Below are 15812 nucleotides of genomic sequence, written 5' to 3'. Positions count from 1 at the left end.
ATGAAAAAGAGATTCTAGTCAATAACTAGAACCTCTTCTTTAATTTCTTTCTCCTTTTCGAGACCATATCACAACAGAAATCAGCATGAAAGCTAACACTCCTCCAGCTAATGACAATGCCGCATAACTTGAATTCGCTACTACCATTCCTGACATCGCTCCACCAGAAGCTCCAGCTAACGCAATAAACACATCTATCTTCCCTTGTGTTTTTGCACGTGTGGAAGGTATAGTTGCATCAACAATTTGAGCAGTACCACTGATTAAACCGAGGTTCCACCCTAATCCAAGTAAAGACAAAGCAACGATTATTAGTATTAAAGAATCACTCGGCGCTATCGCAGCTATGACACCTGCTGCTAATAAGATTACTCCACCAGCTATACTCATCGTAGTTCTGCCAATTTTATCAATTAATATTCCTGTAACGAGAGATGGAAGATACATTGCACCTACATGAAAACCAATTACAAGACCTACTGCACTTAAAGCATGACCATGGTGCCCCATATGAACTGGCGTCATTGTCATAATTGCAACCATCACGATTTGTGTAAGTATCATTACGATAGCTCCAACCGTAATGCCTCTTTTATTTTCTTTCGCTTCTTCTGTTACTGGTTGCCCTTTATATGTATGCTCTTGTTTATATGTTTCTATCATATTAGCAATAAGTAACGGATCTGGACGTAGCATAACAAAAAGGACAAGACCCGCCAGTATAAACGCCACCGCTGATAATATGAATGGGCCAGCAAGTTCAGGAATTCCAATTGAATGAGCAAACCTTCCCATTACACCTATTAAATTTGGACCTGCGACTGCACCAAAAGTCGTCATTACCATCGTAATACTAATGGCAGTTGCTCTTTGCTTCTTATTCGCTAAATCCGTTCCAGCATAACGCGCTTGTAAATTTGTAGCTGTGCCCGCGCCATATATGAGTAAAGAAACTAGTAAAAGAATAATACTATTTATTAAAGCTGCCAATACAACTCCAATAGCCCCTAGTCCACCTACTATAAAACCCGCTGCAAGCCCTACGCGGCGACCATACTTTTGCGATAACTTCCCAACAAAGAAAGCCGCTATCGCAGATCCCATCGTAAACATAGCAGCCGGTAAACCTGCAAATGCATCTGTCCCAAGCATTTGCTGCGCAAGAAGTGCACCTACTGTAATCCCAGCAGCTAACCCAGCTCCGCCGAACATTTGTGAAATACTTACGATTATTAACGTTCTTTTGTATAATTTTCGTTGTCCCTCTTCTGTATACATACGATTACTTATTAAAGCCCCCGCCTTATGTAACAATTCTTCATCCTCCCTTTAAAATTAAACCCTCTTGTTAATGTACTATGTTTAACGTTACATATTCAATGCCATTTTCCATTCTTCTCTTTCATTCTAAAAAACTTTCTAACCAAACTCGACTTCTCTCATGCTATATTAAAAATTCTACCATTCACAATATGTAATCAAAAAACAAAAAACAGGCTGCTATTAGCCTGTTTTCTTTACACTTCCTCTACTACTCTTCCACTTTTCTTTTTACTCAAAACCTTTCTTTCCGAAAATAACAAACTTACTAAAGCACAAATTAAAATAATTGGCACACTCGCTTTATATAAATCTGTAAAACTCATCGCCATCTGACTCTTAGCATAATGGTTTACATCATTCGAAAATGCGAGTACTTCTTTCTTTATACTTTCCTCTTGTTTTTCAACTTCATTTGTCACTTGATTCATAACTTCTTCTCTTTTTATATCTCTATATTCTACTGGAACAGCATTTAACACTTCATCTACTTTTTGGTGAATTAATTCGTCTTTTTTCTCTTTATGTAACCCTACAAATTTTTCATTTTGATGCTTTTCTACATTCGTTTCTATACTTTGATTCTCTATTTTTTCTTTTGTCATTTGTAATATCTCCGCTTGCTGAGCATTACCTACATGAATATTACGCACCTTTTCTTCTGCATAACGATATACATTCTCTTTATTTACAGTTAAGTTGTGAGTTAAGTTAGATACAAATATTGCGACCGCTAAAACAATACCTACTTGCCGCAACATTGACACGACACTTTGAGAAGCAGTTAATAATTCCCCTTCAAACGAAGAAGCACTTAAAACTGTAATTGGACCTACTACTAAACCATACCCAACACCCAATATCATACATGGAATAATAATTTCTATATTTGTTGAATTAACATCAATCATTTTCAACCAATAATAAGATAAGCCCATCACAAGAAAGCCTGATAAAATAATAGTTACTTTTCCGAGTTTTTTAATTAAAGTTGCTGCAGCTGGTGAGACAAAAAATATCATTGCTGAAATAGGTGTCACTAAAAAAGCTGCTTCAATTTCCGTTCGACCTTGTATTTTCGTCAAGAACGTCGGAAGCAATACAGTAACTCCAATTAAAAATACATTACTTAATATAACAACGATAGATGCTCCAACAAACATTCGATCTTGAAATAAATTTAAATTCACCATTGGATTATGAACCTTTCGTTCCACTAGAACAAATAGAATAAGAGAAATAGTGCTAATTGCATAACAAGACAAGGCTATATTACTTTGCCATCCCCATGTATTTCCTTTTACTAATATGAGAGTAAAAGAAAAAATTGCTAAGCTACTTAATAGTAGTCCTACCCAATCTATTTTTGAGATAATACGTTCTTCATTTTTTATTTGTAACATAATGCAGCATAAAATGATTCCAAGAATACAAATTGGAACATTTACGAAGAACACCCATCTCCAACCGAAATTTTGTGTAATAATTCCACCTATTACTGGACCCATCGCAGCTGATAGTCCCTGTGTTACTCCCAAAATCGCAAGTGCAACATGCCTCTTTGCTAATGGCATAGCTGATACGCCAATTACCATACTAGTTGGAAATAAAATCGCTGCACCTACACTTTGTATAAAGCGAGAAAAGATAAGAAAATCGCCCGTATTAGCAAAAGCACAAAGTACTGATCCACCACCAAAAATTATCAAACCAACAATATACATCTTTGCTTTCCCAAAAATATCAGCTATCCGTCCTAGCGGAATAGCGAGTACAGCTATTGTCATTGTATAAACATTTAATACCCAAGACATCTTTTCTAATGAAGTATTTACACTCGTTTGTATCGCTGGTAAAGCTATATTCATGATTGTTGTATCAATCATACAAAGAAATATACCTAAGCACATTAAAAAGACAATCTTAATACCCTTTGATTGTTCCATGTTCTTCTACCCCTTTATTTATTATGAACGTTTTTTCACTCTTCCATTTTATTGTGTTCTTTTGCTTCTAGTTGCTCTAGTTTTCTTTTCAAAGTCTCTACTTGAGCACTATACGATGCGATTCCTACATCAAGTGAAATTTCCTCAACAAAAGTAATACCTTCTCTCCACTTTTCATATTTCAGACGTAGATCCGCAATGTATGCTTCTTTCCTTTCAATTTCGTCCTTAATCCATTTTTTTATCGCCTGACCATCGCTGTAATTACCGAAATACATCCTCATTAAAAAATCTGAACGTAAAACATCTTTCTCTACATCCGTTTGCATGTATTGATAAAACTCTTCACGCCCTGCATCTGTAATAAAGTACATTTTCTTATTCGGTTTCCCTTCTTGCATAACAACTTCTTTTTTTATTTTCCCCTCTTTTTCCAACTGACGTAACGTTGGATAGATCATCCCAAAACTTCCATCAAAGAAATGAGTAAATACATCTTCAAACACAATTTTAATATCATAACCAGACAATTCTTTTCCCATTAATAAACCTAAAACAACATCTCTTCCTTTCAAAATAAGACCCCCACATAGTATATAATCAATAATCATATTAACAATGTTAATATGATTATTGATTATATACTTTATTCTGTTATTTGTAAAATGTTTCTAAATAAAAAACACCCTGTAATTTTATTGTTCAAAATTACAGGGTATTTCTACTTTATATTTCATAAACAAACTTTGTACTATTTTACAACTACATCTTAATTCATTTTAAAATCTTCTGTCTTACCTTCTTTCATCTCATAATAATACGAAGGTAATTCTATATTATGTTCTAACAGGTAATCCTCAATTAACGAAATAATTACTTTCAACGTTTTCAATCTAGCGTATAATTTATCGTTACTCGCAATAATTTGCCACTTCGCATTTGGCTTATTTGTTTTTTCAAACATTTCTTCCATTGCTTCAACATACTCGTCCCATTTTTCACGGTTACGCCAATCTTCATCTGTAATTTTCCATCTTTTCAAAGGGTTGTTCTCTCTATCTTTAAACCTTTTTAACTGTTCATCTTTACTAATATGATAGAAGAACTTCCCGATTATATAATGATCATCTGTTAATAGTTTTTCAAAATCGTTGATCTCGTCATACGCTCTCGTCCACTCTTCCTTTGTAGCAAAACCTTCAACCCGCTCAACTAACACACGGCCGTACCATGAGCGATCAAAAATAGTAATTTGCCCGTACTGAGGAAGTTTACGCCAGAAACGTTGCAAGTAATGGTATCGTTTTTCATGAGGTGCTGGTGCTCCAATTGGATTTACTTGAAACCCACGCGGATCAAGGTGTTCCGTCACTCGTTTAATCGCCCCACCTTTTCCAGCCGCATCCCAGCCTTCCATAACGAGCATAACTGCAATTTTTTCTTCTTTTACAATTTGCTGCAACGCTAATAAGCGCCTTTGATATTTTTCAAGTTTCTTATTGTACTTAGATTTCGATTCAATTCTTTTCGTTACATCTACTTTAGCAAGAACTCCATTTTCCATAAAACAAATCCCCCTTGTTGTATGACAATGTTATCTTACCATACTTTTGGTAATTTCTTCATAATTCTATTCCCTTTGACTTATACTTCAAATCGAGAACCAAAATGATAAATCACATCCGTACATACTTTATAGCACATCATCAACAAATGTATATTCCTATTAATATTTCAAACAAAAACAACCATCAGCTGATATATAAACAAGATAATGGTTGTTTGAAAATAAAAAGCTCTACGTGTTAATTATTCTCGATAAATATCTTCTAAAATTATATCTTCATTGACTTTTCCTCACATTGATTCAACGCTACATAACAAGCTCCATATACACCAGCATCATTATGTAATGATGCTAAAGCGATTTCCACCTTATTTTGATAGATATCCATTATTTTGTCATGGAACCTTTCTTGAATTTGTTTCAAAAATGGTTCACCTTGCTCTGTAATACCTCCCCCAATAATAATTAATTCGGGGTTAAATATATAAGTAATATTTACTAAACCAGCAACAACATACTGTAGAAACTGTTCATATACATCCTTTGCCAATCGTTCTCCTCTGTACATACGTTCTATAATTTCTTCACCTGTGATTGTACCTATCTCTAGCCCTTGAATTTTTGATGCTTCTTTATACTGACGAATCAATGCCGAAGTCGATGCATATCTCTCATAACATCCCTCTCCGCCACAACTACATTTTTCTCCATTATGAACAATTATCATATGACCAAGCTCTCCTGCTAATCCTTTCACTCCCTGAAGCATTTTGCCATTTATAATGATTCCACTACCAATTCCGGTTCCAAGTGTGATTAAAACAATATGTTCTTTCCCCTGCCCTACTCCTTTCCACATTTCACCGAGACAAGCTGAACGAACATCATTTTCAATACTCGCCACATACCCTGTCTCACTATAAATGTAATCTGCTATTTTTGTACCGCTATATCCCGAAATATTGGCAGAATACAGAACTTCCCCCTTGATATTATCAATAATCCCACACGATGATACACCTACAGAATGAATTTTATAGCTCTTTTCAAACTCATATATTACTTCACAAATGCGATACAAAATTTCTTTCTTTTGATTTTGTACTGGTGTTGTTATTTTCCCTTGTTCATGTACCATTCCTTGTTCATCAATCATTGCATATTTTATAAAAGTTCCTCCAATATCAAAACAAGCAACGTACTTCCCCATATTTCTCCCCTTCCTACTTTTAGACAATTGTAATTTCATTATAGAAATTCTCTACATTTTTAAGCTGTATGTAACCTGTTATTTCCTCAGCTGCGTTAGCCATTCCACACGCCACCGAAAAACGAAGTGCATCCTTTATCCCATACCCCTTTGCGAGTGCTAACGTTATTCCTGCAACCATTGCGTCACCTGAGCCAACGGCATTGATTGTTTTTATTTCTGAAATAATTGCCCTTATGCTTTCATCTTTCGTAATAAGTATCGCTCCTTCTCTTCCAAGTGATAACAAAACATACTGCACGCCCCCCTCGCAGATTTTAGTTGCTTCCGCAATCATTTCTTCCTGTGACACACGTTTTTTTTGAAGCAACTGACAAATTTCTTGCCTGTTTGGTTTAATTAAAAATGGTTTTCCTTGTATGCCATGCAATAATGGTTCTCCACTTGTATCTAATATGAATTTTTTACCGTTTTCAGCCGCCTTTTGTGCCAACTGTTGATAAAATGAATTTGGAATACCCTTAGGTAAACTTCCCGATGCAACAATAAACTCAAAATCTTTTACTATCCTTTCATATTTTTTTATAAAAAGAGCTATTTCATCCTCTGAAATAGCTGGTCCTGCTTCTAATACTTCAGTAGCTGACGCAGATTTTTTTGTGATTAACGCTATACAATTGCGAGTTTCTTCTTTAACGGAAACAAACTCATCAATAATTGATAAATCTTTCAATCTTTTTCTTATGAACTCACCATTACTACCACCAAGTAACCCAGCTCCTGTTACTTCTTCTCCAAGCAAACGAAGTACTCTCGATACATTAATGCCTTTTCCACCCGCAGTTTTTTCATAGTCTTTCGTACGATGTATTTTGTTTAGTTTTAATTCTCCTAATTCATATCGCATATCAACAGATGGATTCAATGTAATTGTCGCAATCATAAGAATATCTCCTTACACACGATTTAAACTTTTGCACATCTTTATTTTATCTGCAACAACCCGTTTCATCGCCATAATTGCATCTGAAAAATATTTACGCGGATCATTTTCTTCTGGATGAGAATGTAGATAATGGCGTAATGCTGTTCCGAATGCAATTTTTAGCTCTGTTGCAATATTTACTTTACAAATTCCTAAACGAATCGTTTCTTGCACTAAACTGTCTGATAATCCAGATGCCCCATGTAGTACAAGAGGAATATTGACTTGCTTTCTGATATTTATTAATCTTTGTAAATCTAATTTTGGTTCCCCTTTATATAGTCCATGTGCCGTTCCAATTGCAACTGCCAATGAGTCAATATTCGTGCGTTCTACAAATTCTTTCGCTTGGTAAGGATCTGTATAAATTGAGTTTTCTACTTTTATATCTTCTTCTATTCCTGATAATTGCCCTAATTCAGCCTCTACTGTTACTCCATATTGTTTTGCATACAACGAAACTTCCCGAACAATCTGAATATTCTCTTCAAATGGATGATGCGATGCATCAATCATAACAGAGCGAACTCCTGAATCAATACAATTTTTAATATCACTTATATCCTCATGATGATCTAAATGTAGGCTAATTGGTATTTCATATTGCTTTCTCGCTGCTTCAATCATATGCAAAAGATATTCTTTTCCCATATATTTTATTGTGCCTGGTGTAGCAGCTATAATAACAGGTGACCTAAGCTCTACTGCGGATTCAATTACTGCTTTTAAAGTTTCTAAATTATGAATATTAAAAGCCGGAACCGCATAACCCTGTTCTTGTGCATTTCTCAGTATAAATTGAGTTGAAACAAGCATACTCTCAAATCCTCTCTTTATTCTTTTTATATTTCATTTCTCCCCCTACAACTGTTCCTATAAGATCTAAATCCTCTGTTAATATAAGAAAATCAGCTCTTTTCCCTGGTGCTATACTTCCAATTTCATTATCAACTCCAATACTTTTAGCAGGAATTAACGATCCCATATGAACACATTCCCATAACGATGCATTTGTCCATTTCTCTATATTCTTCACACCATCAATAAATCGAAGTGTACTTCCTGCTAAAGAACCCGCCTCTGTTCGGGCAATGCCGTCTTGCACTTGGACAACAAATTCTCCTAAATTATATGTGCCATCCCCTAATAAGCCCGCTCGCATACAGTCACTAACTAAACAAGTTTTGTCGTATCCTTTACATTTATATAAAATATTCACTACGCTTGGATGTACATGATGTCCATCTACAATGATTTCACCATACACATGCTCAGTTGAGAGTACCGCTCCAACAACGCCAGGTTCACGGTGATGTAATCCTTTCATTCCATTAAACGTATGCACAAAAATCGTCGCTCCTGCTTGAATCGCATTCTGGCATATCTCATAGTTTGCATTCGTATGCCCAATTGCTACATGAATATTCTTTTTCACAGCATGATGTATACACGCAATAGCACCTTTCCTCTCTGGTGCCATGGCAATTTTTTTAATTGTCCCTTCTGATGCAACAATCCACTCCTCTAACATTTCAATGGTTGGATCAATAAAATATTTAGAGTTTTGTGCACCTTTATAGACCTCCGTAAAACAAGGTCCCTCCAGAAAAGCTCCAATAATATTGGCCCCATCCACTCCTCTTTTTTTTGCATGAGCTATATTTTTTAAAGCTTTCATTATATTTTCCGAAGAATCAGTTAATGTTGTAGGTAAAAAACTCGTAACACCATTTTCCAATAACATAATAGAAATATTGTTTAACGATTCATGTGTGCTATCCATTACATCATGTCCCGCTACACCGTGAATATGTGTATCCACAAATCCTGGAGAAATAATACTTCCTTCAAAATCCATTACTAACGCTCCGTCTACTATTTCTTCAACATGTTTTAGAAAGTAGCCATTTACAATATGTAAATATCCACCCTCACGAACACCATCTTCTAGTAGATACATAGATGCTTTGACATAGTAGTTCATAAATTGCTATTCCTTTCCTTTATAAGGATGTACTGTTACCCCTCGAACGATACGATTTACACTTCCACTTGGACAAGGGTTATCTGGAGTAATCCCTAATGCAATAGATTTATATAACGCTAAAATTTGTCCGTATAATATATAAATAAACGTAATATACATGTCATCTTTCAGATTGCGTCCGTCATTGCATAAAAACGTATTTGAATTTCGCCTTGCTTCCTGATTATCTTGATGTGCTATAACAATAATCTCGCTTCTTTCTTTCTCTTGAAAAAGCTCTTTTAATAAATCAAGATCATATTTTTTCGTATACTCATCATTAGATAAAAATAATACAACAACTGTATCCTTATCTAAAATTGATTTCGGTCCATGCCTAAACCCAAGTGTTGTGTCAAACGTAACTGGGATACGACCAGCAGTTAACTCTAAAAATTTTAAAGCAGCCTCTCGAGAAAGTCCCTCGAATACGCCTGATCCTAAAAATACAATTTTACGAAATTCTTTTTCTGCAATTCGTTGAATTTCCTGTTCTTGTTTTTTGATTACATCTTTTCCTAATCTTACAATATCCATAATGCTAGGTTCTAAAAGATGGGTCTGATTATAGTTACATAACATAAGTGCAGTTAACATCATAGAGGTAAAACTTCCTGTCATTGCAAACCCTTGATCGTTTGCCTCCTGTGGCATATACATAACAAAAGCGTTCTCTTTATGCTGAAATTGCTTCGCTAAATTTCCTTCTTCATTACATGTTAAAATAATATGATAAACTGAATGAATAATTTGTTCTCCTAATTGCGCTGCCGCTACACTTTCTGGACTATTGCCTGAGCGAGCAAAAGACACTAAAATTGTTGGGATGTCTGGCTGAAGATAGTAATAAGGACTTGAGACTATATTTGTTGTTGGAATGCTTTCAATATGCATTTTCTTTAAATCCGTAATCCTTTTTACATATGGAACAATTGTGTCTCCAACAAAAGCAGATGTCCCTGCACCAGTGAAAATAACCCTCACTTGTTCATGATCTCTTGAAATACGTGAAAAGAAGTCTATAATTTCATGATGTTTGCTTTGAAAATTCAAATATACTTGCTCCCAAAGATCTGGCTGTTGTGCAATTTCTTTCGCTGTAAAACACGCTCCATATGTTTCTCTTATTTCATCATTTGCATGTAATAACATTTCAGAACCCCCTTAATATTAGTCCACATCTTATCACGTCATCATTACCAGTTGAATTACAATAAGTATAACTATACTTATTGTAATTCAACTGTGTAAGTAAATTTATCTCCTCTTGCAATGGTCTGTGTGTATTCAATTATATTTTCTTTCGCATATGCAATACGTTCTAGAGATAAAGATGGTTCATTCTTTTCAACTTGTAGCCATGTTGCATGCTCTTTTTCTGCTGCAATCGCTTTGAAACTTTCCACCGCACGTGTGATATGAACTTGGTATTTTGTACGGAAAATCTCGTACATTGGTGTTTCTTCTAATTCTTTCTTCGTTAAATATGGAAAGAACTTTACAGGAATATAAGATGTTTCAAATAGCATGGGTTCTTTATCAGCTAACCTTAATCTCGTAATTTGATATACCTCTTCTCCATTGTTAAGATTCATAATTTTCGATATTTTTTTATCGCAATGAATTATGGAAAATGATACGACTGTTGATGATGGAACCTTTCCAAATTTTTTCATTTCTTCTGTGAAACTATAAAAACGGACAAGACTTTGATTAAATACACGAGGTGAGACAAAACTCCCTTTACCATGTTTTTTATAAATATATCCTTCTTTTTCTAATTCTTGCATCGTCTGCCTTACTGTTGTTCTACTTACATCATGAATCTCGCATAGTTCACGTTCTGATGGAAGCTTATCATGTTCTTGTAAATTCCCAGTTTCAATTTGCTCCACAATAATATCCATTAGTTGGTAGTATAATGGTGTTCGATTATCTTTTGCAATCATGTTTTACTCCCTCATCTATAAAGTTGTTATGACCAGTTTATGGCTATTATATCGAATGAAAATAGGAATTACCATTACTTTCTCACAGAGAAAGATAAGCTTATTCTATCTGTTAAAATTTACTTGAATCGTATATTTAATTTGTTTCTTTATATGCACTTTTCTTACTTTGCTAGATTCATCGATTGTTGTAACTCTGTCACATATTGCTTAAGATTTACTGTTTCACCCGTTATTCTTGATCTTTCAGCAGCAAATGCAATCAAATGACTATTTGCCGAAATCATTGCAGACGTTAAACTTTCTGTTTTATTGCTTTTTACCTTTTCGATAAAATCAGTCATAATTGCATTATCTGCTCCCATATGTCCACCTTCTATTTTTTTTGGGTAAATCGTTTCAACTTCACCTGAAAAATATTTGACCTTCAATTCATTTAATACATCATGACCATGAATTTCACCATGTGTTCCCATAATTTTAAACGTACGGCAACACTCTTTTGTAAATGCAGACATTGTAAAAGCAACTGTTACATCATTATCAAACAGCAAATTTACTACTTGATGATCCACAACATCATTGTCACAATGGTACACACAACGCCCATAAGGTCCCTTTTTTAGTGCCTCCAGTCTATTTTCAATGCTTGTATCAATAGAAACTACATTCGCTGGCCATTCATCTCTCTCATGTAAATACCATTTTAAAGCAGAATATTGGCAGTTTCCCTCAACTTCACAACCATCTGTACAACGTAACGTCGAACCCTTAGGTGCATGTTCGGATTTAAAATGAGTCAAACTTCCAAAAGATGAAATCTTTTCACACTCTGCACCCACAAGCCATTGTAGCACATCCATATCATGACAACATTTTTGCAAAATCATTGAACTTGATTCAGACTTATTACGCCAATTCCCTCTTACAAAACTATGTGCTTGATGCCAATGACCGACATTTTCATTCCATTGAATTGAAACGATATCCCCTATCTTCTTTTGATCAACAATTTCTTTTAAAGTCCTATAGAATGGTGCATACCTTAACACGTGACATACTGTTAATAACACGTTATATCTCGTGGCAGCCTCTGCAATTTCCAATGTCTCTTTAGGACTTGGTGACATTGGTTTTTCTAATAAAATTTTGTATCCCTTCTCAATCGCTTGCATTACAGGTTTATAATGAAACCGGTCGGGCGAACAAATAAGCAATACATCACAAAGCTTTTCTTTCGCTAATAACTCTTCCCATGTTTCAAATTGCATATCTTCCGAAACGTTATGCATTTCAGAGAATTTCTGTCTTTTTGCATTATCCAATTCTGCAACCGCAACAAAAGTTATCTCTGTTGGATGTTCTAACGCGTAAGAAGCATAAGCGTACATTCCACGACTTCCTGCCCCAATTAATGCCGCCGTAATCATACATATCCTCTCCTATTCTATTATTCTTATTTTCCACCTGTAATTGTAATTCCTTCAATAAATTGTTTTTGTAAAAAAATAAACAATAACAACATTGGTAAAATCGCTAAAAATGATCCCGCCATTAGTACAGGATAGTTTGTTGCATATTGCCCTTGTAGTGAAGATAAACCAACTGATAATGTCATCATATCTGGTGAATTATTTACAATCATCGGCCACATCAATTCATTCCAAGACCAGAGTGTTGTAAATATACCAAGTGCAATTAAACCTGGTTTCGCAAGAGGCAGCATAACATACCAATAAATTTGGAAGTGATTGCAACCATCTAATCTCGCCGCTTCTTCTAGTTCCTTTGGAACGCCCATAAAAAACTGACGCAATAAAAAGGTACCAAATGCACTAAATAACCCAGGTACAATTACCGCTTGTAATGTATTCAACCAATCCAGTTTTACCATAATTAAATATTGTGGAAGCAAAAACACTTGAGCTGGAACCATTAGGACGGAAAGAGTTAGTAAAAACAGTACATTTCTACCTGGAAATTGTATTCTAGCAAAAGCATAAGCTGCTAATGAGCATAAAAACAACTGCCCAATCGTTCTAGCTATTGTAACAATTACAGTATTCATCATAAATTTTAAAAATGGTAATAAGTTGAATATTTCCGTATAGTTACTCCACATAAATTGAGATGGGATAATAACTGGTGAAACTTGAACAGATTCTGCATAAGTCTTTAGAGACGTTAATATCATCCAAATAAAAGGACCAATGGTTAATAAGGCACCTATGATAAGTATTGTATGAATCATAATTTTATTTTTATTGACTGCACCTACTCTTTTATTCATCATAATGCACCCACTTTTTCTGTAATATCATTTGAATCGCTGTAATGATTAATATAATAATTAATAATATAACTGCTATGGCTGCCGAATATCCTTTTTCATTCAAAATAAAGGCATTTTGATAAAATAAATAAACAATAGATTGTGTATTTTCAATTACATTACTTGTTCTACCAATCATCATAAAGATGAGATCGAATACTTGAAATGCCCCAATTAAAGACATAATCGTTACAAAGAAAATAACTGGCGATAAAAGTGGCAATGTAATCTTAAAGAAAATTGTAATTGGCCGGGCTCCATCCATAATTGCTGCTTCATAGTATGTTTTAGGGATGTTTTGGAGACCAGATAGAAAAATAACCATGTTATATCCTATCCCACCCCAAATCGCAACTATAATAATTGAATATAATGCAATGTTAGGGTTGGTAAGCCAATTAGGACCATCAATTCCAAAGCATGATAACATGTAATTGAGTAACCCATAGTCAGAATTATAGATCCATTTCCATACCATCGCGATTGCAGCAGGCATTGTAATAACAGGTAAAAAATATAATGTTCTATACAGGGATTTCCCTTTAATGTTTTGATTTAATAGCACCGCTAATATGATGGATAAAAATATACTGATTGGAACAGTAAGCACGATATAAATAAATGTATTTTGAAAAGCCTTTCCTAAATCTTGATCAGTAAACATCTTTTTATAGTTTTCTAATCCAATCCATTCATAGCTACCAAACGCATCCCACGCTGTAAAACTAAAATAAATATTTTGCAAAATTGGCCACATATAAAAAATGAATAACCCTAGCATAGTTGGGGCAATCATGACATATGCCCATATATAATCTAATTTCTTTTTCTTTTTATATTTTTTTGTATATGTGTGTTTTTTTGCTCCACTACCTTTATTGATAGATCCTCCATCTCTTCACTCCTCCCATAATTTTTGATTTAAAGTAAGGAGAGGATCCCTCTCCTTATTTTTTAGAAAGAACTTCATTTGCCTTCTCTGTTAATTCCTTTGTTGCATCTTCAACATTCAATTCTCCTCCCCATACCCTTTTTAATACTTTCGTTTCTTGCTCCCATAAAGCTCCTGTATTTTTCACACTCGGTAATGGGTAAGAATATTCAAGACCAGTGATATACGCTTGTAAATTCAAGTTTGGAACGGATTTAACCCATGCTTCTTGTGTTCCATTAAAAGCAGGAATAACTGTTCCAGTTTCTGCAAACACATCTGCTGCCTCTTTAGAACCTAAATATTTCACAAATTCCCAAGCTGCATCCGGATATTTTGTTTTCGCTGAGATGACATTTGCTAGACCATGAATCATAACAGCTCTTTCTTTCCCTTTTGGCATAACAGCAATATTTAAATCAGGATTTTTCTTATATTCTGGTACCATCCAAGGCCCATCAAAAATCATCGCTACTTTACCTGATAAAAACAAATCAGATGCTGTTGTCTCTGTCATTTGAGCAAATGTTGGTGATAATCCTTCTTTAATAAAACTAATGTTATAATTAAACGCTTCAATTGCTTGTGGTTTATTAAATCCTACTGTTTTTTTATCTTTAGAAAGAACATACCCTTTATTTTGGTAAATGAGATCATAATAGCCACCTTGATTTCCCATTGCTGCTGCAAATCCCCAAACATCTTTTTCCTTTTTCGTCAATTTTTTTGCAGCTTCTTTCATTTTCTCCCAATCCCATGAATCATCTGGATATGCTACTCCAGCTTCATCAAATAATTTTTTATTATACCAAAGTGCCGTTGTATCAAAATCTTTTGGAATACCGTAAGTTTTATTATCTACTGTATATAAATCAACTAAAGATTTCGGATAATTTTCCAATTTATACTTATCCTTTTTCGCTTTATCATCCAAAGGCATCAATACTTTCCCCGAAGCGTATTTCACAACATTTGGTCCATTCATCCAAAATACATCCGGCAATGCATTTCCTGTTGCTGCCGTTTCAAGCTTCTGAAAATACTGCCCATACGCTGTTAATTCTATTTTCACCTTAATATTCGGATGTTTTTCATTAAACTGTTGAACCACTTTTTCCACTGCTGGTAGTTGTTTCTTATCCCAAAGTGCATACCGTAATTCTATTTTTTCATCTTTAGATGACGTGTTAACTTTTTCGCCACTGTTAGAACATCCTACTATTGCCAATAGCAATGTTGACAAAAAGAAAATAAACCACTTTTTCATCCCTTTTCCTCCTCTAGAAACAATCATCTATATAACATAATCTTTACTTATGTTTCTTGTAATTCACTGACGACAAATTAAACTAATATAATCAACTTTACAAAAGATTTTGAGCACCTTGTAAATAAAGCGTTTACAAACGAATTTTATTCATTTATAAAAACAATGCTCTTCTCTCCCTTCCCTATCAATTTTAGTAGACTTATGTCATTACCAGTTGAAGGAATAAACTATCATTGATATATTATTTATACATATACCAATTTGATCACGACATGA

The 15812-nt window shown here is 34.4% G+C and carries 14 protein-coding genes; all 14 read right to left on the bottom strand.

Features of this window, described 5'->3' with window-relative positions; genetic code table 11:
- Nucleotides 1-39 precede the first annotated feature (39 nt).
- Entirely contained in the window at nucleotides 40-1278 is a 1239-nt protein-coding gene (locus ACTFRN_RS06680; RefSeq protein WP_208735883.1) for an MFS transporter, read from the bottom strand.
- A gap of 239 nt (nucleotides 1279-1517) precedes the next feature.
- Nucleotides 1518-3266, bottom strand: a complete 1749-nt coding sequence (locus ACTFRN_RS06675) for an MFS transporter (protein ID WP_088106606.1) — start codon at nucleotides 3264-3266, stop codon at nucleotides 1518-1520.
- A gap of 35 nt (nucleotides 3267-3301) precedes the next feature.
- Nucleotides 3302-3841, bottom strand: coding sequence for a PadR family transcriptional regulator (locus ACTFRN_RS06670; protein ID WP_000678338.1), 540 nt, complete (start codon nucleotides 3839-3841; stop codon nucleotides 3302-3304).
- Between the two features lie 194 nt (nucleotides 3842-4035).
- Nucleotides 4036-4830 carry a polyphosphate kinase 2 family protein gene (locus ACTFRN_RS06665; protein ID WP_000427391.1) on the bottom strand — a complete coding sequence of 265 codons (795 nt, stop codon included), beginning with the start codon at nucleotides 4828-4830 and terminating at the stop codon, nucleotides 4036-4038.
- Nucleotides 4831-5101: 271 nt separating this feature from the next.
- Nucleotides 5102-6043, bottom strand: a complete 942-nt coding sequence (locus tag ACTFRN_RS06660; RefSeq protein WP_014893853.1) for an ROK family protein — start codon at nucleotides 6041-6043, stop codon at nucleotides 5102-5104.
- A 19-nt stretch (nucleotides 6044-6062) separates the two neighbouring features.
- Nucleotides 6063-6986, bottom strand: a complete 924-nt coding sequence (gene pfkB / locus ACTFRN_RS06655; protein WP_000562120.1) for a 1-phosphofructokinase — start codon at nucleotides 6984-6986, stop codon at nucleotides 6063-6065.
- A gap of 12 nt (nucleotides 6987-6998) precedes the next feature.
- Nucleotides 6999-7844, bottom strand: a complete 846-nt coding sequence (locus tag ACTFRN_RS06650; RefSeq protein WP_000961490.1) for a tagatose-bisphosphate aldolase subunit GatY — start codon at nucleotides 7842-7844, stop codon at nucleotides 6999-7001.
- 4 nt (nucleotides 7845-7848) lie between these two features.
- Nucleotides 7849-9012: an N-acetylglucosamine-6-phosphate deacetylase gene (gene nagA / locus ACTFRN_RS06645; protein WP_001110427.1), complete on the bottom strand. Its 1164-nt coding sequence runs from the start codon at nucleotides 9010-9012 to the stop codon at nucleotides 7849-7851.
- Between the two features lie 6 nt (nucleotides 9013-9018).
- A complete protein-coding gene (locus ACTFRN_RS06640; protein WP_000924262.1) occupies nucleotides 9019-10206 on the bottom strand; it encodes an SIS domain-containing protein in 1188 nt (395 codons plus the stop codon).
- A gap of 77 nt (nucleotides 10207-10283) precedes the next feature.
- Nucleotides 10284-11003: a GntR family transcriptional regulator gene (locus tag ACTFRN_RS06635; protein WP_000560690.1), complete on the bottom strand. Its 720-nt coding sequence runs from the start codon at nucleotides 11001-11003 to the stop codon at nucleotides 10284-10286.
- A gap of 164 nt (nucleotides 11004-11167) precedes the next feature.
- Entirely contained in the window at nucleotides 11168-12433 is a 1266-nt protein-coding gene (locus tag ACTFRN_RS06630) for a Gfo/Idh/MocA family protein (protein WP_088106605.1), read from the bottom strand.
- Nucleotides 12434-12459: 26 nt separating this feature from the next.
- Nucleotides 12460-13293, bottom strand: a complete 834-nt coding sequence (locus tag ACTFRN_RS06625) for a carbohydrate ABC transporter permease (RefSeq protein WP_002163696.1) — start codon at nucleotides 13291-13293, stop codon at nucleotides 12460-12462.
- Nucleotides 13286-14218 (bottom strand): carbohydrate ABC transporter permease, encoded by a 933-nt coding sequence (locus tag ACTFRN_RS06620; RefSeq protein WP_088106604.1) that lies wholly within the window; start codon nucleotides 14216-14218, stop codon nucleotides 13286-13288. The genes ACTFRN_RS06625 and ACTFRN_RS06620 overlap by 8 nt, the downstream gene beginning before the upstream one ends.
- A gap of 64 nt (nucleotides 14219-14282) precedes the next feature.
- Nucleotides 14283-15533 carry an ABC transporter substrate-binding protein gene (locus ACTFRN_RS06615; RefSeq protein ID WP_000758667.1) on the bottom strand — a complete coding sequence of 417 codons (1251 nt, stop codon included), beginning with the start codon at nucleotides 15531-15533 and terminating at the stop codon, nucleotides 14283-14285.
- Nucleotides 15534-15812 lie beyond the last annotated feature (279 nt).

The organism is Bacillus cereus group sp. MYBK245-2, assembly GCF_051916145.1.
GTDB lineage: Bacteria > Bacillota > Bacilli > Bacillales > Bacillaceae_G > Bacillus_A > Bacillus_A pacificus.
This window is presented reverse-complemented; position numbering and strand designations above follow the sequence as displayed.